The following is a 24,767-nucleotide window of genomic DNA, read 5'->3' on the forward strand; positions in this document are numbered from 1 at the left end:
CGTGTCGATCGAGAACGGACGGCTCCCGCTCGTCCTGCCGGGGCGGTTCAAGCCCTGGGCGATCGAGGTGGGGCACGGCAAGGTGCTCCTGCGAGGCTTCGACGGCGACCCCGAGGGCGAGGAGAGACCGAGAGTGTTCGACGTCCTGTTCCAGGACGTCTCACGGATCTCCCTGCCCGCCCTCCACTCAGGTTTGCGCCTCACCGTCGCCGATCCCGAGGTGACACGCTCGGAGGAGCGCCGGGTCGGAGAGAACTGGGGAAAGGCGAGGATGTTCCTCCTGGACCCGGACAGAAACTCCGACTACGTGGTCGCGGGGTTCGTGTTCTGGGCGGAGGTGCTCGTCGGTGGCGGCTCGCCGAGCCCCCTCCTGGCCGAGGAACCGGCTGAGGGGTCGATCAGGGGAGCCGTCCACCGTCTCTGAGAGGTCGCGGTCCGCGAGATCCTCCTCTCGCGGACCGCGGTCCGTCAGCCCATCACAGCGGCCCCTGTCCGGCAAAAGTATGAACCGGAAACATTTTCCTCAGAAAGCATGATCGCTACGCTGGTCGTCCATGACTTTCACGCATTCCACGCGATGGCTGGCGGCGGCGACACTCGTCGCCGGGCTGTCCGTGGCCGCACCGGCACACGCCCACGAGGCGGCCGTACCCCCGTCGAGCACCGTCCTGCGCGGCCTGGACCTGGACCGCGCGACCGTCCTGGACATGCAGCGCGCCATGAACCAGAAGCGCTTCGACTCGGTGGCGCTCACCCGCTTCTACCTCGACCGGATCCGTACGGTCGACCCGTTACTGCACGCGGTCATCTCGACCAACCCCGCGGCGCTGCGGGAGGCCAAGCAGAGCGACCTGCGGCGGCGCCAGGGCGCGCGCGGCCCCCTTGAGGGCATCCCCGTCCTGCTCAAGGACAACATCGCCGCCACCGGACGCGCGAGCGCCGGTTCGCTGGCGCTGCTCGGCTCCCGCCCGGCCCGTGACGCCTTCCTGGTCCAGCGGCTGCGCGCGGCGGGCGCGGTGATCCTCGGCAAGACCAACCTGTCCGAATGGGCCAACTTCCGTTCCAGCGCCTCCTCAAGCGGGTGGAGCGCGGTCGGCGGCCAGACCAACAACCCCTACGTCCTGGACCGCAACCCCTGCGGGTCGAGCAGCGGTTCCGGGGTCGCCGCCGCCGCGAGCCTGGCCGCGGTCACCATCGGCACCGAGACCGACGGCTCGATCGTCTGCCCGGCCGGCATCAACGGCGTCGTCGGGGTCAAACCGACGGTCGGCCTGGTCAGCCGCGCCGGAGTGGTGCCGCTCTCCCTGGCCCAGGACACCGCGGGCCCGCTCACCAGGAACGTCACCGACGCGGCCGCCGTGCTCTCCGTCATCCAGGGGGTTGACCCGCGCGATCCGGCCACCGTGCCGGGCGGCAACCGTGACTACCTCAAGGCGCTGCGGCCGGACGCGCTCGCCGGCAAGCGCATCGGCGTCTGGCGTTCGGCCGCGGGGAACAAGCGGGAGGTGGTCGCCGCCCTGGACGCCACCATCGCCACGCTCAGGGCACGCGGCGCGACCGTGGTCGACAACCTCGAACTGACGGGGACGGACGAGGCGGCCGAGCAGGAGTTCCCGGCTCTGACGAACGAGTTCAAGCACGACGTCAACGCCTATCTGGCCGAGGCCCCCGGGAAGCACCCGGCGGACCTGGCCGGGCTGATCGAGTTCAACAAGAAGCACGCCTCGACCGAACTCCGCTACTTCGGGCAGGAGCTGTTCGAGCAGGCGCAGGCGACCAGCGGCGACCTGAACGACTTCGAGTACCGCGCCGCGAGGGAGAAGGCGACCTCGCTCTCCCGTGACGCGATCAACTCCGTGATCTCCGCCAACCGGCTCGACGCGGTGCTCGCCCCGACCAACAACGGGGCCTGGGTGACCAATCTGACCAAGGGTGACGACTTCACCGACTTCGTCGCCACCTCCTCGCCCTCGGCCATGGCGGGCTACCCGGCGGTCACGGTCCCCGGTGGATACGCCAAGGACGTGCTGCCGCTCGGCGTGACGTTCTTCGGCGGCCGTTTCTCCGAGCCGACGCTGATCGCCATCAGCTACGCGTTCGAGCAGGCGAGCCAGGTGCGCAAGCCGCCGACCTACCTGCGGACGCTGCCCTGACCGGGGCCCTTTCCGGCTGACGGCCGCACCCCGCGGACGGGTCTCCGCCCGTGGGGTGCCCTCCGGAAATCCCGACTCTGAGACTAGGATTTTCGATCCTAGGGAAAACACTCCGCTTCTCGTCCGTCTCGGGGGATGAGACCGTTTCGGCCGTGTCCCGGTGCGCGGGCGCACCGCCCGCGCACCCCGATCAAGGCTCAAGGAGTGTCATGTCCTCTTCGTCCTTCCCCACCGTCGGCAGGGCCGTCGTCGTCTCCTCCTACGGCGGCGCCGAGGAACTGCGGCTCGCCGAGGTGCCCGTCCCCTCCCCCGGTCCCGGCCAGGTGCTGCTGCGGGTACGCGCCGCCGGGGTCAACCCGGTCGACTGGAAGATCCGGGCCGGACTGCTCAAGGAGTTCCTGCCGGTCGACCTGCCGTACACGCCGGGAGGCGAGGCGGCCGGTGAGGTGGTGGCGGTCGGCGAGGGCGTGAGCGCCTGGGCGGCCGGGGACGAGGTCCTCGGCCCGGTCGCGGGCGGGTACGCCGAGTACGCCCTCGCCGACGCCGCCCAGCTCTCCGCCAAACCGGCCGGCCTGTCCTGGGAGGCCGCCTCCGGGCTGTACACCTCGGCGGAGACGGCCAACCGGGTGCTGGACCTCCTCAAGGTCGGTGCGGGGGAGACCCTGCTGGTCCACGGGGCCGCCGGCGGCGTCGGCGGCCTGGTGGTGCAGTTCGCGGTCGCGTCCGGCGCCCGTGTCGTCGGTACGGCCGGCGCGGCGAACCACGATTACCTGCGTGAGCTCGGCGCGGTTCCTGTCTCCTATGGAGAGGGGGTGTTCGACCGGGTTCGTGAGGTGGCGCCCCAGGGGGTGGACGCCGTGCTGGACGCGGCCGGGGGCGCGCTGGCCGGTTCGGTCGGCCTCCTCGGTGGCCCCGAGCGGATCGTCGGCATCGTGAGCGTGCCGGAGGCCGTCGAGACCGGGACGCGCTTCACCGGGGGCGGTGAGGGGGAGAGCCACGGTGTCCAGGCCGTGGCACGGGCCCTGGCCCTGCACGCGGCAGGGACCCTCGCCCTGCCGGTCCGCGCCGTCCTCCCGCTGGCCGACGCCGCGGGGGCGCACCGGCTCAGCGAGGAGGGGCACGGACGCGGCAAGATCGTCCTGGTGCCCTGACTCCCGTGAGAAGTCACCCGGGTGGCTCTTGATCAACACGCGTGGGATTCGGTTGACTTGACCCCGGAAGAGCAAGGTCAAGAAAACAGGGTGTCAAACGACAGAGGGGACCTGTCAGAAATGCACGTGCTTTTCGTACCTGCTCCGGGAATCGGGCATGTGTTTCCCATGGTGCCGCTCGCGTGGGCGTTCCGCCTCGCCGGCCACGAGGTCACCTTCGCCGCCGCCGGGGACGCCCTCGCGGTCCGCGACGCCGGGTTCCTCACACTGGACGCCGTACCCGGCCTCACCACGGCGCGGATGATCGCCGACTTCCAGGAGGGCCCCGCGGCCGAGCGTCTCCAGCAGCCCCGGGAGGGCATCAGTCCCGAGGAGCTGGAGCAGATCAAGCCGCTCGTCGTCGCGATGTGGGACGGCTACGTGGACGGGCACGTCAGGCTCGCCGAGCGCCTGCGCCCTGACCTGATCGTCTACGACCCGATCTTCACCGCGGGGCCGGTGGCCGCCGCCAAGCTGGGCGTGCCGTGTGTCGCGCACAACTACGGGGTCGGCGGATTCGAGCCCGAGGTCTTCGATCGGGCGCCCGCGAACGAGGCGTTCCTGCGCCACGGCGTCACGGTGCCCAAGGGCGTCGAGACGATCGGCGTCGTCCCGTCCTCCCTGGTGATCGGACCCCGGCCCCGGTGGTCGATGCGTTACACGCCCTACAACGGCGGCGGGCTGCTGCCCGAGTGGCTGCTCGACGAGGGCGACCGGCCCCGGGTCGCGGTCACCCTGGGCACGGTGGTTCCCGAGACCCACGGGCTCGGCGAGTTCGCCCCGATCATCGAGGCGGCCGAGGCGGTGGACGCGGAGTTCGTGATCGCCACGGGCTCCGGCGAGACCTCGTGGTCCACGCCCCTGCCGCCGAACGTCCGGGTGACCGGCTGGGTGCCGCTCGGGGCTCTGCTGCGCGGCAGCGCGGCGGCCATCCACCACGGCGGCGCGGGCACCACGCTGACCTGCTCCGCGCTGGGCGTTCCGCAGCTCATCCTGCCCAACGGGGCCGACCGGCACATCAACGCCGAGACGCTGGCCGCCAGGGGCAGCGCGCTCACCACACTGATCGGTGACCTGCAGGTGCCGCTGATCGAGCGCCTGCTGACCGACGAGGCGCTGCGCGCGACGGCGCACGAGGTCAGGGCCGAGATCGAGGCGCTGCCCACACCGGCCGAGATCGCCGCCGAACTGGCGGCGCTGTACACCCCGGACGCGCTCAGGCCCGCCGTGGTGTGACGCCGCGGGCCGGCCCGGCCCTACCCCGGACCTCATGTCACGGGTACGGCCGGGCCGGTCAGGGCAGCTGCCACAGGTGGGTGCGCTGTCCCTCGTGGTCGAGGACGCACAGGATCTCCGCCGGGCCGTCCTCGGCCCCGAAGGCGTGCGGGATCATGGTGGAGAACTCGGCCGCCTGCCCGGCCTCGACCCTGATGGTCCGCTCCCCCAGCAGCAGCGTGAGGGTTCCGGACAGGACGGTGAACCAGTCTCTGCCGGGGTGGACCTTCAGCTCGTCGACGCCGCGCCGTACGGGCTTGGTGACGCGCATCTTCGCGACGGTCACCCCGTGCGGCCCGTCGCGCCCGCCCAGCATCCAGGTGGTCAGCCCCCGCGCCTCGTCGTGCCTCGGCCTGATCACCACGTCCTCGTCGCCCACGGGCTCGACGAGCTGGTCGATGGTGGTGCCCAGGGCCCGGGCGATCGCGCTGAGCTGGTCGAGGCTGATGCGCCGGTGGCCGGTCTCGATGCGGCTCAGGGTCGAGGGGCTCAGGTAGCAGCGGCCCGCCAGGTCGTCGAGCGACCAGCCCCTGGCCACGCGCAACCCTCTGATCCGCCCGCGCACCACGCTGTCGAGATCACCGTCTTGCTTCATACGCAAGATAGTATGTCATCGACGCAAACTCCTCGTAGGGTTCCCTCATGGGAAACCCTCACCACCACCATCATCACCACGCCACCGCCGACCACGACGGCTCGGGCATGGCCGAGCTGCTCGATCTGGACGCGGAGGTCCTGCACGCCCACCTGGCCGAGGTGACGGACCTGATCGCCGGGCTGGCCGCGGACTCGCCGCCCCGTACGATCCTCGACCTGGGCAGTGGTACGGGAACCGGCGTCCTGACGCTGCTCGCGCGGTTCGGGGAGGCCGAGGGGATCGCCCTCGACCAGGACGAGCACATGCTGCGCCGCCTCACGGACCGGGCCCGCGCCCTCGGCCTCGACCGGCGGGTCCGCACCGTCCAGGCGGACCTGGACACCGCCTGGCCGTCCGTCGGCGCCGTCGACCTGGTCTGGGCCTCGGCCTCCATGCACCACATGGCGGACCCCGGCCGCGTCCTGGCCGACGTCCACGCGGCCCTCAGACCCGGAGGGCTGCTGGCCGTACTCGAAATGGACTCCCTGCCGATGCCGCGTTTCCTGCCCGACGACCAGGGCGTCGGCCGTCCCGGGCTTGAGGCGCGCTGTCACGCCCTCCTGGCGGAGATGCGCGCCGAGCACATGCCGCTCCTGGGATCCGACTGGGGGGCGCCGCTGGCCGAGGCCGGGTTCACCGTCGAGACCGAGCGGAACTTCGCCATCGACCTGCGGCCGCCACTGCCCGCCGCGACGGGCCGCTACGCCCTGGCGACCCTGCGGCGCGTCCGCTCCGGCGTCGAGAACCTGCTGGACGCCGACGACCTGGCCGCGCTCGACGTTCTCCTCGACGGCGACGGCCCGGAGTGCGTGCTGCGGCGGACGGACCTCACCGTCCGTACCACGAGGACCGTGTGGCTGGCCAGAAGGCCGTGACCGGCGGGCCGGACGACCGCCCGGACGGCTGTGTGGTCGCGCCGGACCGGATCAGGCGGGCAACCGGTCGACCGGCCCGTCGAGGTGATCAGGGGTGATCGGGCCCGCATCGCACGGGACGCGCATGTAGCTCGGCACCAGGAGACGGTCCGGCACTCCCAGGGCGTCGGACGGGTCCTGCCCGCCGGACCGCCGCGGGCGAGGGGTTCGTGCGGGCACCGGCGCGCCGGAGTTGGAGGACCGCCACGGACGACAACACCAGCGCGCCGCCGGCGAGCTGCACCGGGGTCAGGGACTCGCCGAGGAAGACAGTGGCCAGCGCGGCGGTGACGACGGGCTCGAAGGTGGACATGATGGCGGCGGTCGACGGGCCGGTGCGCCTGAGCCCGGCGAAGAAGGTCAGCATCGCCACGACGGTGGAGACCACGGCGATGCAGGCCAGCCAGAGCCATCCCGGCGCCCCGAAACGGAGATCGACGCCGCCGGTGAGCAGGGCGCGGGCGCCGAGGGTGCCGGCCGCACCGGTCATCACCAGCGCGGACAGCGCCACCGGTGCCAGTCGGTGCACGACGGTGTCGGCGACGAGGATGTAGACGGTGTAGGTGATCGCGGAGGTGAAGGCCAGCAGCGCCCCGAGCGGGTGGAAGCTCACGCCGCCGGCGCCGAGCAGGACCAGAAGCGTTCCGCCCGAGGCGGCCGCCAGCGCCGCTCCGCGTGCGGGGGTGAGCCGGTCACGGCCGAGCAGCACCGCCACCACGGTGACCATGACCGGGTAGGTGTAGAGGATCAGAGCCAGCAGGGACGCGTCCATCAGCCGCAGCGCGGAGAAGAACAGACTCGCCTGCGTGGCGTACCCGACGGCACCCAGGCCGACGGCGACGGCCGTCACCCTGCCGCGCGTCATCGCCGGCCGACCGGCCGCCTCACCCCGGGGGGAACCGGAGGCGGCGCGGCGCAGCCCCGGCCGTACCAGCAGGACGATCCCGAGCAGGACGGCGGCCAGGGCGAAGCGCACCAGCAGCAGCGCCCCGGGGGAGACACCGGCGTCGTAGGCGAGCTTGCCGAAGATCGCCATGGCGCCGAAGCAGGCCGCGGACAGAAGACACAGTGCTGCACCCATGCGCCCAAGGATTGGACACCTGACCCATCGGGTCCAGCGATGATTCCTGGAGGTGACCCGTTAGGGTTTCCGAATGATCGAGCTGGACCTTCGACGGCTGCGCTTTCTGCGGGAGTTCGAGGAACGAGGCACCCTGGCCGCGGTCGCCGCGGCCCTTGGCTACAGCCCCTCCACGGTCTCCCAGCAGCTCGCCCTGCTGGAGAGGGAAACCGGCGCCCGGCTGCTCGACAAGGCCGGGCGCGGTGTGCGGCTTACCGACGCCGGACGCCTGCTCGCCCAGCACGCGCGGGTGTTGCTTTCGGCCGCCGAGGCTGCGGAGGCCGACCTTGCCACCCTCAGCGGCGTCATCCGGGGCACTGTCCGCGCCGGCGGCCTGCAATCGGCGGCCCGCCGCCTCCTCATCCCGGCGGTGGCCCGCATGAAGGCGGACCACCCGCAGGTTCGCGTGGAGATCTTCGAGCTGGAGCTCGAACAGTCCCTGCCAGGTCTACGCCTGGGCGCGGTCGACCTCGTCATCGGCGACGAGTACGACAGCCACCCCCGCCCTCGCCCGGCCGGGCTCCGCTTCACGCTTCTGCTCGAAGAACACCTGAAGATCGTGCTGCCGGCCGCGCATCGGCTCGCCCGGCCCGGGAGACCCGTGGCGCTCACCGACCTGCGATCCGACATCTGGGCCGCCTCGGCCGAGGGCACCGGTCACCACGCCATGGTCGTCGGGACCTGCCGCGCCCTCGGCGGCTACGAGCCCGACATCCGGCACCGCTCCAGCGACGCCGACGTCCAACTCGAACTCGTCCGCGCCGCGACCGCCGTCGCCCTCATGCCGACCCTGAGCCTGCCCGGCGACGACCCCGCCCTCGCGATCCGGGACATCGCAGGAACCACCCTCAGACGCCGCCTGGTCGCCGTCACCCGGGACACCCCGCCCACTCCCGCGCTGACCGCCCTCCTGACAGCCGTGACGGACCAGGTGCGCAAACTCGGCCTGTAGAAGCCCGTCGGGTCAACCGTCCGGCGTTGTTCGCGGGCCGGAAACCGTGGGCGGTCCACAGCGGAAGAGGTCAGGGCAGAGCGATTCGATCCAGGACGTGAGGTCCACGGCCTCGACCTCGAAGTCCTCGGGGCCCAGGTCGCCCAGGTCTGACGAGAACACGGCGGAGCACGGATCACCGGCACGCAGGAGAAACCCGCGGCCACCGCTGTCGTCGCCGATGAGGACGAAACCCGGTGCGCACCGCGTGACGTCGTAGGTGGCGTTGCGTTCACCGACGCACCCAGCCGGGTACACGGTCACACCGGCATCGGTCGCCAGGCCGTCCTTCACCTTCCACAGGGCCACCAGCGGAGCCGGAAGGCTCGGCCCGATTTCGGCCCGGGCGCGCGCCACATCAGCCGGCGTGGCCGCCGCCTGCCCGGGAACCGGCTCCGCCATGTCGACCTCGTCCCTCCGTCCTGCCGGGTCCGCGGCTCCGGGAATCCGAAGCGACCCCGGCGCCACGACAAGCATGGGAACGAACACTGTCACCAGGCCTGTCCGCGGGCAAACCACCGCCCTGCCCGATCACGCTCCACGGCTGGAGTACCGGACCTTCACCTCCACCCCGCTGAACATCCCGGAGAACGGACTCTGTGTCGACCGGCGACGGGTTCACCGGGCTTCCGGCCTGCCGCATGGCCGTCCGGATCGCCGCGATCGTACCGGTGGCCGGGCCTTCTGCCCCGGTACCGGCGACGACCGCGGTCCCGCTCGTGTCATCTCGGTCATCGACGTCCACGGAACGACCGACGGGACCATCCCCTATGGGGAAGCGTCACGCGGGGCCCTCCCGACATCCGGAAACGGATCTTCATGTGGGTGGTACGCAACGACCGCGCCAGGCGTGCCTCCCCCGGCATCGCGATCTCCCTGTGGGGGAACCGCGCCGAGGACGCGGAAGTCGAGCACGTCGCGACGGCGGCCCGGGGAGCTCAGGAGGGACGCGGTCAACGGCCCCACGTTCCGACAAAGGAAATGACAGAGCATGTTTTCCCGGTGTTCCACACCCGGCGGTCATGAGGCGACACGGCCTTTCTGGGCATCCGGAACACGCGTTCTCCGACGAAGGAGCTCATCCGTAAAGCGAAGACCCATATCCCGGGAAATCCAGCGAAGACCGGCCACGCCCCGAGAAAAAACGCCGGACGGCCTGGCCACACCCCCGAACACACACCCCCGAGGCCCATGGCCGCAGGCGTCCAGGCCATCCCGGATAGCACAATCCAAACGACACATAATGAAATTTCACTTCAATCGAATGGGAATCGTATAACCCTACGCCGTCCGAACCGGGGGACTTGACGAAGATGATCTTATCGATCAAAATTTCCCTCCGATTGTGTGCTCATTCCGTGACACCCCCTACTCGGCCGAGCGCACCAACTGGAGGAATCTCGCATGAGAAATTCTCTCAACGGCAGAGGGAGCGGCCGCGTCGTGGCCGCGTTCGTCCTGCCCGTCGTCCTGGCGCTCGGCGCCACCCCGGTGCTCGCCAGCCCCCCTCCCCCGGCCCTGTCCGGCGGCGAGGTGGTCCCCGACCGGCAGCCGAGCACCACGCAGGACGGGGTTGCCCTGCTGCGGGTCGTCGTCCCCGACCAGGCGGCCGTCGACCGCCTCAACGCCCTGGGCGTCGACCTCGCGGAGTACCGCAAGGCCGTCGACGACGGGATCGAGGTGCACGCCGTACTCAGCCCCCAGGAGGCGCGGGAGCTGCGCGGGCAGGGCTTCGACGTCCGTGACGCCGTGCCCGGCCAGGCCGCTTTCGCGGCGAACCAGGCGGAACGGCGGACCGCGATGTCGGCCGCGGTCACCGCCGCGCAGCAGAACGACACCCTGACCCCGCTGCGCGCGGAGTGGTTCACCAGCACCGACGACCGGCGGTTCCTCTCGGTCGAGGTCAAGTCGAGCGCGACCGACGCCGAGACCGTGCTCACGGCCACCTGGGACTCGGGGCGGGGCACTCCCCCCGACTCGGGCGGAACGGCCACGCTGTCACGCCTCACCGACGCCGGACAGTACATGTACCACCGCTTCGACTACCCGCTGCCGGTGACGCAGGCCCCCTCGCGGGTGACGATCAAGAGCAGCCGCGGCGGCTCGGTCACGGTCCCGGTCACCAAGTGGCTCGGCGAACGGCGCACACCGCCCGGCGGGCACTACGTCTCCGACTTCGTCGACCACTACATGGACCCGACCGAGGTCACCGGCCGGATCACCGCCCTGGCCGCCGAGTTCCCCAGGATCACCCAGATCATCGACCTGCCGTACAAGACGAACGGCTACCGCAGGGCCGCGCAGGCGCAGTTCGGCACGGGCGCGGCGAGCACGTTCTACGTGACCTCGACCGCGTACGGCTCGCAGGGCGGCAACGACGTCAGCCTCGCCCTGACCCGCCCCGAGGCCGCCTCCTCCCCGCTGAGCGTCACGGTCACCGGCAAGGACGTCGTGGTCGGCCTGGCCACCGACGCCTCCGGCGCGATCTCCAGCACCGCCCGTCAGGTGGTCGACGCGCTCAACGCGAACACCGCGGCCTCGGCGCTGCTGACCGCCGCCACCTACCGGGGCGACCAGGGCGGCGGTCTGGTCGCCGCGGCCCCCGCGACCCGGCTGACCGACGGCCTGAAGGCGCCGCAGAGCGTCTCACGTGAGCCGTTCCAGATGAAGGCGCTGCGCGTCGGCACCAAACGGGGCGGTCCGAAGGTCGGAGTCTTCCTCTACTGCCAGGAGCACGCCCGTGAGTGGGTGACCCCGCTGGTCTGCGTGGAGACGGCGGAACGGCTGCTGCGCAACTACGCGCACGACCCGCGGACCAGGAGGATCGTCGACGACCTCGACATCTTCATCCTGCCGACGTCCAACCCGGACGGCGGGCACTACAGCTTCTACGACTACAACATGCAGCGCAAGAACATGACCAACCACTGCCCGGCCAAGGCCGCCGACCCGGCCTCGCGCAACTCGTGGGGCGTCGACCTGAACCGCAACTTCTCCGTCGGCTCCATGTTCGACGGCTACCTCGGGGCCTCCTCCGACTGCACCAGCGGCGTGTTCGCGGGCCCGTCCGAGCTGTCGGAGCCCGAGGACCGCAACCAGGTCTGGCTCACCAGGAAGTACCCCAACATCAAGTTCGCGATGAACACCCACTCCTACGGCGGCTACTTCATGTGGCCCCCCGGCGCCTACAAGGAGGCCGGTCGCGAGACGCTGCCGCGGACCGATCTGGGCACGGAGAACTACTTCTGGGAGTCCTCCCGGCACATCCTGTCCGCGGTGCAGGAGAGGCGTGGCACCGCGATCTGGCCCGGCCGTACCGGGCCGGTGCCCGACGTGCTGTACTCGGCGGCGGGCAACAGCGCCGACGAGCACTGGTACAACCGCGGCATCATCGGCTGGGACTTCGAGGTCGGCGCCGACCTCTACGACCCGGCGACCAAGCGCTTCCAGCCGGTGGGCTTCCAGCCTCCGTTCGCCGAGGGGCACGAGGAGGCGATGGAGTTCTCCAGCGGCCAGATCGCCATCCTGGAGGTCGCCAGGGCCTACTCGGGCGACCGGCGGCGTCCCGGCTCCGAGCTGAAGGTGACCGGCAGGACCGGCGCCTCGGCCACGTTCACCTTCACCACCGACGAGCCCGCGAACGTCTACTACACGCTGGACGGCAGCAGGCCGACGCTGAACTCTCCCAAGCTCGTCGCCGCTGGGACGCGTGAGGGGGCGCAGCGGATCACGGTCGACCGTACGACCGAGGTGCACTGGTTCTCCGTGGACATCGCGGGCAACGTGGAGCGCGGCTACCGCCCGGGCGGGCCGGGCGCGAACTACCGCAGGCAGCGGGTCGAGGTACGCGGCGACCGATGACCGTTGACCCGGTACGGCCACCGGCCCAGGCCGGCGGCCGTACCGGGCATGACCGGCCCTTTGCGGATTGATGACACACAGTTACAGTCAATAACTGTGTGTACCATTCCCCGGCTTCCTGTTCCCCGGTCCGACATCCACCCTCGTGTCCTCCGGTAACCCGGCCGCCGTCAGGCTCGCGCGCGGGACGCTGGTGCTCGCCGCGCTGGCCGTCGTGACGCTCGGCCGGGGCGGTGAGCGAACCGCCTCCCTCCCCCCGGTGCCCGCCGGGTGTCCGGCGCCCGCCGTCGTCTCCCACCGCGGGTACGGCCCGCCGGGCACGGAGAACACCCTCAGGGCCTTCCGCGACGCCCTGGCGGCGGGGTCCGGACAGGTCGAGCTGGACGTCCACTTCACCAGGGACCACCAGCCGGTGCTGATGCACGACGCCACGGTCGACCGGACGACCACGGGCACGGGACGGGTCTCCGGCATGACCCTGTCCCGTTTCCGCGCGCTGCGCACCCTGGGCGGCGAGCGGCCCGCGACGCTGGACGAGGCGCTGCGGCTCCTGCGCGCGGCAGGCGGCCGGACGCTGCTCGACCTCAAGGAGGTCCCGGACGCGGCGGACCTGCGTTCCCTCTCCGGCGAGTACCACCGGCTGAACGCCTACCGGTGGGCGAGCCTGATGTCGTTCTCCCCGGACACGCTGCGGGCGGTGCGCTCCATCCACGCGCGCCGGGGCCTGCTGGCCAGGACGGCCCCTCCGGTCTCGCTGGCCAGGAGGTTCGCCTTCGTCGGAATCCGTCACGACAGGCTCACCGGAAAGCTGGCCCGCGCGTACGCGCGGGCCGGGGTCGCCGTCTACGCCTGGACCCCCAACGACCCCGCCGCGTGGCGGCGCATGGCGGGCTACGGCGTCGAACACGTCGTCACCGACGAGACACCCGCCTACCTGGCGTGGGCCGTGCGACGGTGCGGGACCGGCCCGGTACGGCGTCAGCGCTTGGCGGCCCGCAGGACGACGAACTTCGGGTCGCTCGCGACGACCTCGCAGTTGCCGAAGAGCCTGCGCAGCTTCACGTGGTAGCCGAGGTGCCGGTTTCCCACGACCCACAGCTCACCTCCGCGGCGCAGTGCGGCGCGGGCGCCGGTGAACATCCGCCAGGCGGTCTCGTCGGTCGTCGCCCGGTGGCTGTGGAAGGGCGGGTTGTTCAGCACCAGGTCGACCGATCCGGCGGGCGTCCCGGACAGGCAGTCGCCGACGAGGAACTCCGCCCTGTCCGGGGCGGGGACGTCGTTGGCCAGGAACGTGGCCCGCGCCGAGGCGACCGCCTGGTGGGACTCGTCGACGAAGGTCACCCGCGCCTCCTCGTCGGCCAGCGCCACGGCCAGGCCGACGACTCCGTTGCCGCAACCCAGGTCGACCACGTGCTCCGGCCCCTTGCGGCCGGGAAGGTTCCTCAGGAAGAACCTGGTGCCGATGTCGAGGCGGTCGGCGCAGAAGACGCCCGCGTGGTTGACGACGGTCAGGCCGGAGACCGCTCCGACGTCGCCGGGCAGCGTGTAGCTCAGCGGCCAGGGGTTGACGGCCGGGGCCGGGCGCGGCTCCGGCGTGCAGAAGATCAGCCGTGCCTTCCTGACCGCCAGCGACGTCCTGGTCGGCCCGAGGACGCGCTCGAACAGCCGCAGCGTCGAGGTGTGGATCTCGGTGACCATCCCGGCGCCGACGACGACGGTGCCCGGGTGCACGGCCGGGGCCAGACGGCACAGCTGGTCCTCCAGGAGTGCCAGGCTCTTGGGCACCCTGACCAGCAGCACGTCGATCCGCTCCGGGGGCGTGTCCCCGGTCGACAGGAGCCGGACGGCGTCCTGATCGATCCCGTTGCGGGCGAGGTTCGCCCGGGTCGCCTCCTGAGTGAGGAAGGAGTCGGTGATCTGCACGGGCGCGGGCCGGTGGGCGGCCAGCGCGGTGGCCAGGGCTCCCCACCGGTCACCGGACACGACCACCGTGCCGGACAGGGCGACCGGCTCGCCGTCCGCCCCTTCGAGGTGCCGCAGGAGATACTCGTCGGCGGCGTCCCAGGCGCGTAGCTCCTGCCGGGAGTGCTCGGGGAAACGGGCGAGTTCGAACTCGCCCCTTGAGGTCGTCAAACGGTTCATCGCGCCTCAGGCTAGCCCAGCGGCGACGTCCCCCGGTCTTCTCGGGGCCTGACCCGGCTGACAGGATGACGGTCATGGCCCCAGTGGCGTCAGCGCTCCGTCTGCCGCGGGCACTCGTCTTCGCGACGTTGTGCCTCGTGGTCTCCGGCGGTGGCCACGCCCTGGCCGGGGGCGGGGCGGTGCCGCCGTACACGGCCGTCCTCGGGGGGATCGTCGCCCTCTGCCTCGGCTACGCCCTCAACGGGCACGAGCGCGGCCCGCAGGTCGTGCTTCCCGCGAGCGTGGGCGTACAGGTCCTGCTGCACGAGCTGTTCAGCCGGGCCGCGCCCGTGCCGTACCCGGTGATCCCGCTGGCCCACGGGCACGCCCGGCCCGGCATGACGGCGGTCCACCTCGCGGCGGCGCTGCTGACCGGCTGGTGGCTGTGGCGCGGCGAGAGCGCCCTGTGGCTCATGATCCGCGTGTACGGCGCGCGGCTCCCGATCCTTCCGGTGCTCGCCGCCACCTGGACGCCCGCGGCCGTTCCCGTTCTCGTGCCGTTCGTCGAGGCCGTGCCCCTCCCGAGCGGGTGGGCCTGCCCGGTTCCGCGCAGGCGCGGGCCGCCCGCGCTTCCGCGCGCCGGCTGAGGGAGACCCTGGCGGGTCCGGTGGCCGGCGCGCCCCGTGATCGGGTGCCCCTGCCGGGGGTGCCTTCCGCCTTGCCCGGCCGCGCCGATCGCGCGTCCGGAAGTCTCCATGGAGTCCGTTATGGCATATCTGCCGCAGTTCATGCGCAGAATGGTCCTGGCGGTCGCGGGCTGCGGGGTCCTCCTCGTCCTGACCGCGCCCGCGGCGCTCGCCCACGACCAGCTGCGCAGCAGTTCCCCGGCGAAGAACGCCGAGGTGTCCTCCCCCGAGCGGATCGAGCTGGTCTTCAGCTCCCGGGTCCACTTCCCCGCCGTCGTCCTGCGCCGGACGGACAACACACAGGCGCCCCTGGGCACGCCGCGCACCGAGGGACCGAAGGTGACCGCCGACGTGACACAGCCGCTGGCCCCGGGTGGATACGTGATCGCCTGGCGGGTCGTCTCCTCGGACGGCCACCCCATCGAGGGCGAGATCCCCTTCACCGTGACCGGTTCCGGAGAGCCGTCAGCACCGGGTGAATCCGTCGCGCCCACCGCCTCCGCGGTCCAGGTCTCGGCCTCACCGGCACCCGCCGCGGCGGGTGAGGAGGCTCCGAGCGGCATCCCCTGGTGGATCTGGGCCGCTCTGGCGGCACTCGCGGCGATCGGCGCGGTCGTCTGGTACAGAACGCCCCGTCACGACCGCCCCACGCCGGAGGAATGAGCCCGCGGGCGAACCGCAGGGCGCCGGGATACGTGATGAGGACATGATTAACAGGGTCGTCACCGTCCTCCTCCTGCTGGCCGCCGCCATCGTGGCCTTTCCCGGCACCGCGTGCGCCTGCAGTTGCGCCCCGCTCCAACCCACGGAACAGGTGGGGAACGCGAGTGTCGTCTTCACCGGGACGGTGCTCGCCTCCCGCCCGGCCAAGACCGACGCGTCCGTGCCGGCGCCGGTCGTCTACACCTTCAGGGCCGACCAGGTCTACAAGGGGCAGGCACTGACCGAGTACCAGGTGACGACCAACGCCGACAGCGCGGCCTGCGGCTACAACTTCGAGCAGGGGGCCCGGTACCTGGTGTTCGCGTCCTCCAGGAAGAGCGGCATGATCCCGACCGAGCCGGGGCTGCCGCTGCACACGGCGCTGTGCGACGGCGACCACCGGGTGCGCGCCGGGACGGGGGCGCTGGTCGCGGACGACGGGATCGAGGGGCAGCCGCTGCCCGCGGCCCTGTTGTCCGCGCTCGGCACGCCCACCCGTCCCACTGTCACCACCACCCCCGTGACCCCCGCCCCCGCCGCCTCCTCGGGCGGGGGCTCCTCGCCGTCTCCGTGGGTCTACGTGGCCGGGGCGCTGGTCCTGGCCGCACTGGCGCTGGCCGGGTGGCGGCTGGCCAACCGGCGCGGCGCGTAACCCCGCCGCCCGCGCGGGCCGGTCACTTCGCCGGGCGCCGTCCCTCGACGGTGGCCATCGGGGGCCGCTCGGCCACGGCCACGTCGCGCACGGTCACCTGGTGGCCGTGCGCCCCCCTGCGGAACTGGGCCAGCCGGGGCGAGGGCGTGTGCAGCGAGACCATCTTGTTGTGCCGTTCCAGGCGGGACCAGGCGGTCTGCAGGATCTGCGCGGCCATCCCGCCGAGCGCCTCGGTCGACTGGTGGGAGTGGACACGCCTGCCCAGGTCCACCTGGGCGAGGGCGTCGAGGCCGACGAGTTCGAGCAGGTCGACCAGCAGCGCCAGCTCGACTCCGTAGCCGGTGACGAAGGGGACCCGCTCAAGCACGCAGCGCCGCCCGGCGTACTCACCCGCCAGGGGCTGCACGAATCCGGCCAGCAGCGGCCAGTGCAGGTTGAGCAGCGGCCTGGCGACCAGCTCGGTGACCCGCCCGCCCCCGCTCTGCACATTCTGCAGCGGCCGGTCGTAGCAGCCCTTGACGTAGACCACACCGGGATCGTCGAGCAGCGGGCCGAGCAGCCCGGTCACGAACGACGTGCGGAACTCACGCAGGTCGGCGTCGACGAAGACCAGCAGGTCGCCCGAGGTCACCGCGAGGGACTTCCACAGGGCCTCCCCCTTGCCGTCCAGCGGTTTCAGGTCCGGCAGGATCTCGTCCTGGGCGACCACCCTGGCCCCGGCCTGCGCGGCGCGCGCCGCGGTCTCGTCCACGGAGCGTGAGTCGATGACCACGATCTCGTCAACGAGCGGGGTCCTCTCGACCAGGTCGCGCCGGATCGCCGTGACGATCTCACCGACCGTCTCGGCCTCGTCACGCGCGGGAAGCACGACACTGATCGTGCTGTTCCCCTTGGCCTTGAGCAACCAGGGCAGGGACCAGTCATCCGACGACGAGGTGCGCCTGCCCAGCCATGCCTCCACCTCAGGCAGCACAGCCCTTCCTTCCCAGCACCTCGAAATCCACGGGTATCACCCTATGCGGCTCCTATTCTCGGCGGGTACGGGCTCCCGTACCCGCCGCGCAGTGGGAAGATCGGCTCAGAGCGGAGCGAGGAGGGACGGTATGGACCCGGTGGCCGTGATGAGGGCGGCGCGCACCGTCCGTGACGAACTCGGCGGCATGCCGGGTGAGCCTCCGGCAGAGCTCGGCGCCCGGCTCGATCCGCTGCTCGCCGGGGAGGGCGGGCAGCCGCCAGGACCGCTCGCCGAGGCCGTGGTCGCCCTCATCTCCCAGTACGGCCCCGCGTGGGAACGCTTCTGCCTGCTGCTCGGCCAGGACGCGCCCCCGCAGGAGGAGCCTCCGGCCGCGAGCACCGGCCCGCTCGGCCGCGTCCCGTCCGGCGCCTCCCCCGGGCCCGCGCGCTCGGTGATCGGCAGACTGACCGGCGCCTTCCGCCGTCGCCGCAGGCAGGGCGAGTCGTCCGCCGCCGGGCAGGCACCCCCGCTTCCCCTCATCGAGGCGCCCGCCGAGGTCGTCGCGGGCTGGGGAGCCGAGGTCGAGGTCGGCCTGGTGGCCGAGGAGGCACCCGGTGGGCGGGCGGCGCCGTACGGCGGGCTCGGACCTGCCGATCTTGACATCCAGATCGTCGCGGAGGGGTTCGAGGCGCCCGGCGGCTGGCGGGTACGGCTGCGCGCAGACGAGGCCTCGCCGTACCCCAGGGCGAAGGTCGGCCTGGTCGCCACGGCGCAGGAGCAGCCGGTCACCGCCAGGCAGATCCAGGTGGTGCACGCGGTGCGCGGCCAGGTGGTCGGTTTCGGTGTGCGGGCGCTGGCGGTCCTCGACTCCCCCGGCCTGCTCGGCAGGGACAACGCCCCGCATCCGGTGGCCGGAACCCGGGTTCGGCTCGCCGAGACCGGGCAGGCGCCGGACGTCACGGCGGTCGTCGTCCACGGTGACCGGCCGGGACGGCTGTGGTGGACCTACCAGTCGCCGCACTTCGTCACCCCCGACCAGGCGGAGGTCTGCGAGCTGGGCATGCGGGCCTCGGAGTTCGGGCGGGGCCTGGCCGAGCAGTCCCTGCCCCTGGAGGAGGTGGGGGCGCGGGTCGCGGCGCACGTCCCGCCGGGGTTCTGGGAGCTGCTCAACGCGGTGGCCGGGCGGGTGTCGCCCCGGCGGCCGAGTGTGCTCTTCCTGTCCCAGGAGCCACACGTCCCGTGGGATCTGGCCGTGCTCCAGCATCCGTTCGACCGGTCCCTGCCCGGTTTCCTGAACTGCCAGGCGGTGACGGGGCGCTGGCCGCTCGGCGGGAACCGCCCTGAGCTGCCGCCTCCGGCGCGGGCGGGCGGGCGTGGCATGGCGGTCGTGCACGGCGGGCCGCACCCGCACCCGCTGGTCTCCGCCTTCGGCGCCAGGCAGGTCGGCACCTCGCTGGGCGAGGTGCTCGCGCTGCTGGGCGACCCGCCGGACGTGGTGCACTTCGCCACGGGCGGCCCGGCCCCCGAGTCCCTCGGCCGGGGCATGGGCGGTGGCGCGTTCGTCTTCCTCGACGAGCCCGGTGACTGCCAGCCGTTCCTGCTGGCGGGGGCGTGCGCCGCCGTCGCGCCGTTCAGGCCCGTCGGGGACGGCCTGGTCGAGGAGTTCCACCGGCGCGCCCTGGCCGGGGAGCCTCCGGCCGAGGTGCTGCGCTCGCTGCGCTGCGTCGCCCCGGCGACGGCGCCCGCTTACCAGTTCTTCGGCAACCCCTGGCTCGTGCTGGAGCGCGATCAGCCCGCGGCGTGACGTTCGAGGAAGGCGTAGACGTCGGCCTCGTCGACGCCGGGGAACGACCCCGGCGGCAGCGCGGCCAGGACGTGGGAGTTGCCGCGCGCCGAGGGCCAGGCGTAGCCGTCCCAGCGCTGGGCCAGCTCGACGGGCGGGCGGCGGCAGCAGTCACCGGTCGGGCAGTTCGACCTGGTGCGGTTGGTCGTCTCCCTGCCGCGGAACCAGCGTGACTCCCGGTACGGCACGCCCAGGGTGATCGCGAAGTCCCGCTCCCGCGAGGGGTCGACGTGGGCGATGCAGAAGTAGGTGCCGGTCGGCGAGTCGGAGTACTGGTAGAAGACCGAGAACCTGTCCGGGGAGCGGAAGACCTGGCGTCCCGACCACTGCAGGCACATCCGCTGACCCTCGATCGCCCCCTGCTCGTCGGCGGGGAAGACGATGCCGTCGTTCTCGTAGGCCTTGAAGATGATCCCGCCCGCGTCGTTGCGGACGAAGTGACAGGTCAGGTCGAGGAAGTGGGTGGCGAGGTTGGTGAAGCGGTGCGCGGCCATCTCGTAGGAGACGGCGAACACGTCCCTGAGGTCCTCGACGCTGAGCGCCCTGTCCTGTTTCGCCTCCCTGAGGAAGGGCACGGCGGTCGCCTCGGGCACCAGCACCGCGGCGGCGAAGTAGTTGGCCTCGGTCCGCTGGCGCAGGAAGTCGGCGAAGTCGCGGGGCCTGTGGTGGCCCAGGGCGAGGTGGCCGAGTGTCTGCAGCAGGATCGTGCGCGGGGTGTGCATGCCGAGTTGCTCGTGCTTGACGTAGATGCGCCGGTTGCGCAGGTCGGTGATGGAGCGCACCGTGCGGGGCAGGTCCTGGACGGTCTGCACGGTGTAGCCGAAGTGGGTGACCAGGGCCTGGACCGTGCCCTGCGACAGCGCCCCGGTACGGTAGCCGACCGCGGACAGCGCCTCGGCCGCGGCCTTCTCGATCTCCTCGAAGTGGTTTCCCCGTTCGCGCTGCATGCGCCGCAGTTCGGCGTTGGCGACCCGCGCCTCCTCCGGGGTCGCGGTGCCCCTGGCCTGACGTGAGCGTAGCTCGCCGTACAGGCCGAGGATGTGTTCGAGCACGTCGTTGGGGACGCGGGCGGAGACCTTCAGCCTGGCCAGGCCGAGTCCGGCGTACAGCGGGTCGCGCTGGGCCTCCTCAAGCTCCATCTCCAGCTGGGCCCTGCGGTTGGGCGCCTGGCGGCGCAGCAGTTCCTCGACGGGCACGCCGAGCGCGACGGAAAGGGACTTCAGCAGCGACAGCTTGGGTTCGCGCTTGCCGTTCTCCAGCAGCGACAGCTGACTCGGCGCGCGGCCGACGCGTTCACCGAGGTCGGAGAGGGTGAGGCCGCGCTGCTTGCGCAGGTGTCTCAGCCGCTGCCCGAACGCGATGAGGTCGAGCTCCTGCGTCAAGGACAGCGGTTCTTCTCCGAAGAGCGATGCCATACCACGATGCTAAACGAAATTTCGAGAGATATTTCAAGCACCCACGCACCCAACCCGGGATTGGTCTAGTCCATATCGAAAACTATGAATTTCTTCTGCACCCAAGACGGCCAATCCTTGCCAGAACAGCAATAAAGTTGATTCTTTCGCGATCGGTGACCTGTTCGTCCCTTTCGATGGGGAACACACTCGGTGCAAGGCACCCAGGGGACGACAAGGAGTGACGATGAACGATCGCCTCAAGGGAGCCGCAGACGAGCTGCGGCGAGAGTGGCAGACCGACCCTCGTTGGGCGGGTACCGAGCGGACCTTCACGGCCGAGGACGTGGTTCGACTCCGGGGCTCCGTCCAGGAGGAGCACACTCTCGCCCGGCTCGGTTCCGAGCGGCTTTGGAAACTGCTCCACACCGAGGACTACGTGCACGCCCTCGGCGCGCTGACCGGCAACCAGGCCGTTCAGCAGGTCAAGGCCGGGCTGAAGGCCATATACCTGTCAGGCTGGCAGGTGGCCGCCGACGCCAACCTGGGCGGGCAGACCTACCCCGACCAGAGCCTCTACCCCGCCAACTCGGTTCCGGCCGTGGTACGCCGCATCAACAACGCGCTGCTGCGCGCCGACCAGATCACCTGGTCGGAGGAGGAGCGCGACGCCCCCCACTGGCTGGCCCCGATCGTGGCCGACGCCGAGGCGGGTTTCGGCGGAGTGCTCAACGCCTTCGAGCTGATGAAGGGCATGATCGCCGCGGGTGCGGCGGGCGTGCACTGGGAGGACCAGCTCGCCTCGGAGAAGAAGTGCGGCCACCTGGGCGGAAAGGTGCTCATCCCCACCGGCCAGCACGTCAAGACGCTCAACGCGGCCCGTCTCGCGGCCGACGTCGCGGGCGTCCCCTCGGTGATCATCGCGCGGACCGACGCCCAGGCCGCGACGCTCCTGACCACCGACGTCGACCCCCGTGACCAGGCCTTCACCACCGGCGAGCGCACCGCGGAGGGGTTCTACCGCGTCCGCAACGGCGTCGCCGCCTGCATCGCACGGGGCCTGGCCTACGCCCCCTACGCCGACCTGCTGTGGATGGAGACCTCGACTCCGGACCTGGACGTCGCCCGCCGGTTCGCCGAGGCCGTCAAGACCGTCTACCCCGACCAGATGCTCGCCTACAACTGCTCGCCCTCGTTCAACTGGAAGAAGCACCTCGACGACTCCACGATCTCCAAGTTCCAGCGCGAGCTGGGGCACATGGGATACAAGTTCCAGTTCATCACGCTGGCGGGCTTCCACTCGCTCAACTACTCGATGTTCGACCTGGCCAGGAGGTACGCCGAGGAGGGCATGACCGCCTATGTCGGCCTCCAGGAGGCCGAGTTCGCCGCGGAGCGACGCGGCTACACCGCCACCCGCCACCAGCGCGAGGTCGGCACCGGATACTTCGACCTGGTCAGCACGGCCGTGGCGCCGGACTCCTCGACCACGGCCCTCAGGGGCTCGACCGAGGAGGAGCAGTTCGAGACGGCTCACTGACCCCTCGGACAAGGGCCCGCCCGGGCGCCTCCAGGGCATGGGATCGCTCCCCGGGCGGGCCCTGCCACCAGGTCGTCGCGTGAGGCCCCGCCGTACGGATCTCCCGAGGCCGTACGGCGGGGCCTTCGCCGTGTTCCGCCTCAGGGCGTCGTTCAGCTCGTCGTCCCGCTCACCAGGGCCCTGATCAGCCTGCGCCGCTGCTGCGCTCCCAGGCCGCCGAGACGGCGGGTCTCGTCGACCTCGGCCCGCTGCATGAGCTGGGCCGCCTTGATGCTGCCGATCCCCGGCAGGGCGCGCAGCGCCTGCGAGACCTTGATGCGCCTGGCGATCTCGTCGTTCCTGGAGAGCAGCTGCTCAAGACTGATCGATCCCGCCTTGACCTCGGCCAGAAGCCTGGCCCTGGCGACACGGGTCTCGGCGGCCTTGGCGAGGGCCGCCTGACGCTGTTCGGGGGTTAGCTTGGGCAGAACCATGTTGATTTCTCCCTGATTACTTGGATTAAGACCGTCTGTTACCCAGAGCACAACGGCTAATCACCGACGGAAGCGGTCAAACCACATGGCTTACGGGACCTATCACGATATGCCCGGTTGGTTACCCCGGCCTTACCTGACTGTTCGTAGCCTCGACTCCATGGGGATCTGGCGAGGGCCGGACGGCATCGAGGTCGAGGCGGTCGTGCTCAACGATCGACCGTGCCTGCGTGTCACCCGGCGGGTCGGCGAACGGCGGGTTCTGCTGGCGTACTGCCTGGACGTGCGCGAGGTCGGCGAGCACGTCGATCTCGCCGAGCTCGTCGCGACATAGGACGACACGGGAGTGGTGGAGGCCGCTCACACGCCCGGCGCGGTTTCACAGATCACGGTCACGTCCGATCCGGTACCCGTGTGAACTTTCACGGCCCGTGAGACGTCCGAGTAGTGGGAGGCCCGAATGGAAGTTCTGGACGGCCTCGTCGACGAAGACCTCCGCCTGGAGCTCATCCTCGTCGAGGCCTTGTACGGGGAAGCGGAACGGCTGGCCGCCCAGTCGGACCGCTGAAGGCCCCAGGTGCCTGCCGTCCCCCCATGGGACGGCAGGCACCTCCCCGACGATGAGGGGAATGGCGTTAACTGTCCCCATGAACAAGCGCGAGCTGATCGAGAAGGCCGCGGCCGAGGCGGGACTCACCAGGAGGCAGACCGCGGCGGCCCTCGAAGCGATCCTGGGAACCATCCAGACAGCCGTCGCGGCCGAGGAGAAGGTCGCGATCCCAGGCTTCGGTTCCTTCGAGATCGTCCACAAACCCGCACGGACCGGCCGTAACCCACAGACCGGGGAACCCCTGGAGATCGCCGAGACCTGGACCGCGAGGTTCAAGCCGAGCCCGGGGTTCATGGGCCTCATCCGCCAGCGCAAGAAGGACTGACCCCACCGGGCGCGAAACCGGCAGGTCCCGCGTCAGCTCCGTACGGCCACAGCCGACCAGCGTCCTTCGTGCCGGCCGACCCGCAGCGGCCTGCCGAAGCAGCCGGACAGGTTCTCCTCCGTCAGCACCCGCTCGACCGGCCCCGCCGCGCAGATCCGCGACTCGCGCATCAGCAGAGCGTGGGTCGTGGTCGCGGGCACCTCCTCAAGGTGGTGGGTGACCGTGACCGTGGTCAGCGCGGGCCGGGTCATGGCGAGGCCCTCCACCGCGGTGATCAGGTCCTCCCGGGCCGGAAGGTCGAGCCCGGCGAACGGCTCGTCGAGCAGCAGGAGAACCGGATCGGCCATCAACGCCCTGGCGACGCGGATCCTGGCCCGTTCTCCCTGCGAGCAGACCCGGAAGAGCCGCTCAGCCAGCTCCCCGCAGCCCATCTCGCCCAGCATCCGGTGGGCGCGTTCGTGCTCCTCGGGCCGGTAACGGTCCCACAGCGGGGCGCTCGTGCCGGTGTGACCGGTCAGCACGACCGTGTGGGCGCTCGCGCCCTCCTCCTCAAGCAGTTCCTCGTCGACGAGCCGCTGGCTCGCGGCGACCAGGCCGATGTGGCGGCGCAGTTCCCGCAGGTCCATCCGGCCAAGCCGCTGGCCGAGCACGGTCACCGTGCCCTCCGTCGGATGCCGTACGGCCGCCGCCAGCGACAGCAGAGTCGTCTTGCCCGCGCCGTTCGGTCCGAGCACCACCCAGTGCTCGCCGTACCCGACCCGCCAGTCGACCCCGTCCAGCAACGTCCCACCGACCACCCGGACACCGACGCCGCTCAACTCGACCGCACCCGGCGCGAGTCCGCCCACAGGCCTCCCCCTCCGACTCGACACGCGCCGATCACCCTAACGGACGCCCCGGCGGGATCACTCCCCGGACTTGAGGGCGGGCGCCGCGCTCGACGAGGGGAGGGACGGCGGCACCGCCGTGGAGCCTCCCGTGACGGGGGCGACGCTCTCGCTCCCCCCCACCTGCGGGACCGGGGTGAGGAACGACTTGGACTCACCCGGGCTCGCCGGGCACTCCACGCCCTTGTCCAGGGTGCCCGCGCAGCCGACCGGCTCCTCCGCCTCGGCGGTTTCCCTGGTCCACCGCGGGAGCCGCGACCACCGCGGAAGCCTCGGATAACGCCTCGGATAGTGCTGCGGTCTGGCGAACCCCGGCTCCTCGAAGGCGGGCGGAAGAGCAGGGGGCTCCGTGACACCGGCCGTGGGCGTGGCGACCGGAGCGGCCGGAACCGCCGAGACGACCGGGACCGCCGACGCCCCCGGGGCCACCGGGGTCGG

The 24,767-nt window shown here is 71.5% G+C and carries 24 protein-coding genes; 15 read left to right on the forward strand and 9 right to left on the reverse strand.

Annotated features, from left to right (window positions below):
- The first annotated feature begins 1 nt into the window (after position 1).
- The 4 genes from ACFOYY_RS11895 (at position 2) to ACFOYY_RS11910 (ending at position 4,579) form a co-directional block, all read left to right on the forward strand.
- Positions 2-424: a hypothetical protein gene (locus ACFOYY_RS11895; RefSeq protein WP_352009410.1), complete on the forward strand. Its 423-nt coding sequence runs from the start codon at positions 2-4 to the stop codon at positions 422-424.
- A 130-nt stretch (positions 425-554) separates the two neighbouring features.
- Positions 555-2,153, forward strand: coding sequence for an amidase (locus tag ACFOYY_RS11900; protein WP_386189800.1), 1,599 nt, complete (start codon positions 555-557; stop codon positions 2,151-2,153).
- Positions 2,154-2,362: 209 nt separating this feature from the next.
- On the forward strand, positions 2,363-3,304 hold the full coding sequence (locus tag ACFOYY_RS11905; protein ID WP_386189801.1) for an NADP-dependent oxidoreductase: 942 nt from the start codon (positions 2,363-2,365) through the stop codon (positions 3,302-3,304).
- Positions 3,305-3,472: 168 nt separating this feature from the next.
- Positions 3,473-4,579 carry a nucleotide disphospho-sugar-binding domain-containing protein gene (locus ACFOYY_RS11910; protein WP_352009407.1) on the forward strand — a complete coding sequence of 369 codons (1,107 nt, stop codon included), beginning with the start codon at positions 3,473-3,475 and terminating at the stop codon, positions 4,577-4,579.
- Between the two features lie 58 nt (positions 4,580-4,637).
- Here ACFOYY_RS11910 and ACFOYY_RS11915 read toward each other — a convergent pair whose 3' ends face one another.
- On the reverse strand, positions 4,638-5,213 hold the full coding sequence (locus ACFOYY_RS11915; protein WP_352009406.1) for a helix-turn-helix domain-containing protein: 576 nt from the start codon (positions 5,211-5,213) through the stop codon (positions 4,638-4,640).
- Positions 5,214-5,260: 47 nt separating this feature from the next.
- Between ACFOYY_RS11915 and ACFOYY_RS11920 the strand changes: the two genes are divergently transcribed.
- Positions 5,261-6,130 carry a class I SAM-dependent methyltransferase gene (locus ACFOYY_RS11920; RefSeq protein WP_362916648.1) on the forward strand — a complete coding sequence of 290 codons (870 nt, stop codon included), beginning with the start codon at positions 5,261-5,263 and terminating at the stop codon, positions 6,128-6,130.
- Positions 6,131-6,218: 88 nt separating this feature from the next.
- On the opposite strand, the gene ACFOYY_RS11925 is transcribed toward ACFOYY_RS11920, so the two are convergent.
- Positions 6,219-7,250 carry a DMT family transporter gene (locus ACFOYY_RS11925; RefSeq protein WP_386189802.1) on the reverse strand — a complete coding sequence of 344 codons (1,032 nt, stop codon included), beginning with the start codon at positions 7,248-7,250 and terminating at the stop codon, positions 6,219-6,221.
- A gap of 73 nt (positions 7,251-7,323) precedes the next feature.
- Between ACFOYY_RS11925 and ACFOYY_RS11930 the strand changes: the two genes are divergently transcribed.
- Complete coding sequence (locus ACFOYY_RS11930; RefSeq protein ID WP_386189803.1) at positions 7,324-8,241, forward strand: LysR family transcriptional regulator; 918 nt, start codon at positions 7,324-7,326, stop codon at positions 8,239-8,241.
- Positions 8,242-8,253: 12 nt separating this feature from the next.
- Here ACFOYY_RS11930 and ACFOYY_RS11935 read toward each other — a convergent pair whose 3' ends face one another.
- A complete protein-coding gene (locus tag ACFOYY_RS11935) occupies positions 8,254-8,682 on the reverse strand; it encodes a hypothetical protein (RefSeq protein ID WP_386189804.1) in 429 nt (142 codons plus the stop codon).
- Between the two features lie 1,002 nt (positions 8,683-9,684).
- Here ACFOYY_RS11935 and ACFOYY_RS11940 point away from each other — a divergent pair.
- Positions 9,685-12,141, forward strand: coding sequence for a M14 family zinc carboxypeptidase (locus tag ACFOYY_RS11940; RefSeq protein ID WP_386189805.1), 2,457 nt, complete (start codon positions 9,685-9,687; stop codon positions 12,139-12,141).
- Positions 12,142-12,286: 145 nt separating this feature from the next.
- Positions 12,287-13,210 (forward strand): glycerophosphodiester phosphodiesterase, encoded by a 924-nt coding sequence (locus ACFOYY_RS11945; RefSeq protein WP_386189806.1) that lies wholly within the window; start codon positions 12,287-12,289, stop codon positions 13,208-13,210.
- Here the strand turns inward: ACFOYY_RS11945 and ACFOYY_RS11950 are convergent.
- The gene (locus tag ACFOYY_RS11950; RefSeq protein ID WP_352009398.1) at positions 13,120-14,283 is read right to left on the reverse strand and encodes a methyltransferase; all 1,164 of its coding nucleotides are present in this window, start codon (positions 14,281-14,283) and stop codon (positions 13,120-13,122) included. The genes ACFOYY_RS11945 and ACFOYY_RS11950 overlap by 91 nt on opposite strands.
- Before the next feature lie 74 nt (positions 14,284-14,357).
- On the opposite strand from ACFOYY_RS11950, the gene ACFOYY_RS11955 reads away from it, so the two are divergent.
- The 3 genes from ACFOYY_RS11955 to ACFOYY_RS11965 all read left to right on the forward strand — a co-directional run bounded on the left by ACFOYY_RS11955 (position 14,358) and on the right by ACFOYY_RS11965 (position 16,302).
- A complete protein-coding gene (locus ACFOYY_RS11955) occupies positions 14,358-14,909 on the forward strand; it encodes a hypothetical protein (protein WP_362771875.1) in 552 nt (183 codons plus the stop codon).
- Positions 14,910-15,029: 120 nt separating this feature from the next.
- On the forward strand, positions 15,030-15,611 hold the full coding sequence (locus tag ACFOYY_RS11960; protein ID WP_386189807.1) for a copper resistance CopC family protein: 582 nt from the start codon (positions 15,030-15,032) through the stop codon (positions 15,609-15,611).
- Between the two features lie 43 nt (positions 15,612-15,654).
- Positions 15,655-16,302 (forward strand): hypothetical protein, encoded by a 648-nt coding sequence (locus ACFOYY_RS11965; protein WP_352009395.1) that lies wholly within the window; start codon positions 15,655-15,657, stop codon positions 16,300-16,302.
- Between the two features lie 22 nt (positions 16,303-16,324).
- Here the strand turns inward: ACFOYY_RS11965 and ACFOYY_RS11970 are convergent, their stop codons facing one another.
- Positions 16,325-17,275: a glucosyl-3-phosphoglycerate synthase gene (locus tag ACFOYY_RS11970; RefSeq protein ID WP_352009394.1), complete on the reverse strand. Its 951-nt coding sequence runs from the start codon at positions 17,273-17,275 to the stop codon at positions 16,325-16,327.
- 130 nt (positions 17,276-17,405) lie between these two features.
- Between ACFOYY_RS11970 and ACFOYY_RS11975 the strand changes: the two genes are divergently transcribed.
- A complete protein-coding gene (locus ACFOYY_RS11975) occupies positions 17,406-19,061 on the forward strand; it encodes a hypothetical protein (RefSeq protein WP_386189808.1) in 1,656 nt (551 codons plus the stop codon).
- On the opposite strand, the gene ACFOYY_RS11980 is transcribed toward ACFOYY_RS11975, so the two are convergent.
- Positions 19,046-20,515, reverse strand: a complete 1,470-nt coding sequence (locus ACFOYY_RS11980) for a helix-turn-helix domain-containing protein (RefSeq protein ID WP_386189809.1) — start codon at positions 20,513-20,515, stop codon at positions 19,046-19,048. The genes ACFOYY_RS11975 and ACFOYY_RS11980 overlap by 16 nt on opposite strands.
- Positions 20,516-20,741: 226 nt before the next feature.
- Between ACFOYY_RS11980 and aceA the strand changes: the two genes are divergently transcribed.
- Positions 20,742-22,034 (forward strand): isocitrate lyase, encoded by a 1,293-nt coding sequence (gene aceA / locus ACFOYY_RS11985; protein ID WP_352009391.1) that lies wholly within the window; start codon positions 20,742-20,744, stop codon positions 22,032-22,034.
- A gap of 152 nt (positions 22,035-22,186) precedes the next feature.
- Here aceA and mihF read toward each other — a convergent pair whose 3' ends face one another.
- The gene (gene mihF / locus ACFOYY_RS11990; RefSeq protein ID WP_352009390.1) at positions 22,187-22,507 is read right to left on the reverse strand and encodes an integration host factor, actinobacterial type; all 321 of its coding nucleotides are present in this window, start codon (positions 22,505-22,507) and stop codon (positions 22,187-22,189) included.
- A 160-nt stretch (positions 22,508-22,667) separates the two neighbouring features.
- Between mihF and ACFOYY_RS11995 the strand changes: the two genes are divergently transcribed.
- Positions 22,668-22,841: a hypothetical protein gene (locus tag ACFOYY_RS11995; protein ID WP_352009389.1), complete on the forward strand. Its 174-nt coding sequence runs from the start codon at positions 22,668-22,670 to the stop codon at positions 22,839-22,841.
- 313 nt (positions 22,842-23,154) lie between these two features.
- Positions 23,155-23,442: an HU family DNA-binding protein gene (locus ACFOYY_RS12000; RefSeq protein ID WP_184714124.1), complete on the forward strand. Its 288-nt coding sequence runs from the start codon at positions 23,155-23,157 to the stop codon at positions 23,440-23,442.
- A gap of 32 nt (positions 23,443-23,474) precedes the next feature.
- Here the strand turns inward: ACFOYY_RS12000 and ACFOYY_RS12005 are convergent, their stop codons facing one another.
- Together ACFOYY_RS12005 and ACFOYY_RS12010 are read right to left on the reverse strand one after the other, a co-directional pair.
- Positions 23,475-24,290, reverse strand: a complete 816-nt coding sequence (locus ACFOYY_RS12005) for an ABC transporter ATP-binding protein (protein ID WP_352009388.1) — start codon at positions 24,288-24,290, stop codon at positions 23,475-23,477.
- Between the two features lie 57 nt (positions 24,291-24,347).
- On the reverse strand, positions 24,348-24,767 hold a 420-nt coding region (locus tag ACFOYY_RS12010), incomplete at its 5' end, for a hypothetical protein (RefSeq protein ID WP_386189810.1).

The sequence above is a fragment of the Streptosporangium jomthongense genome (genome assembly GCF_042650425.1).
Taxonomy (GTDB): domain Bacteria; phylum Actinomycetota; class Actinomycetes; order Streptosporangiales; family Streptosporangiaceae; genus Streptosporangium.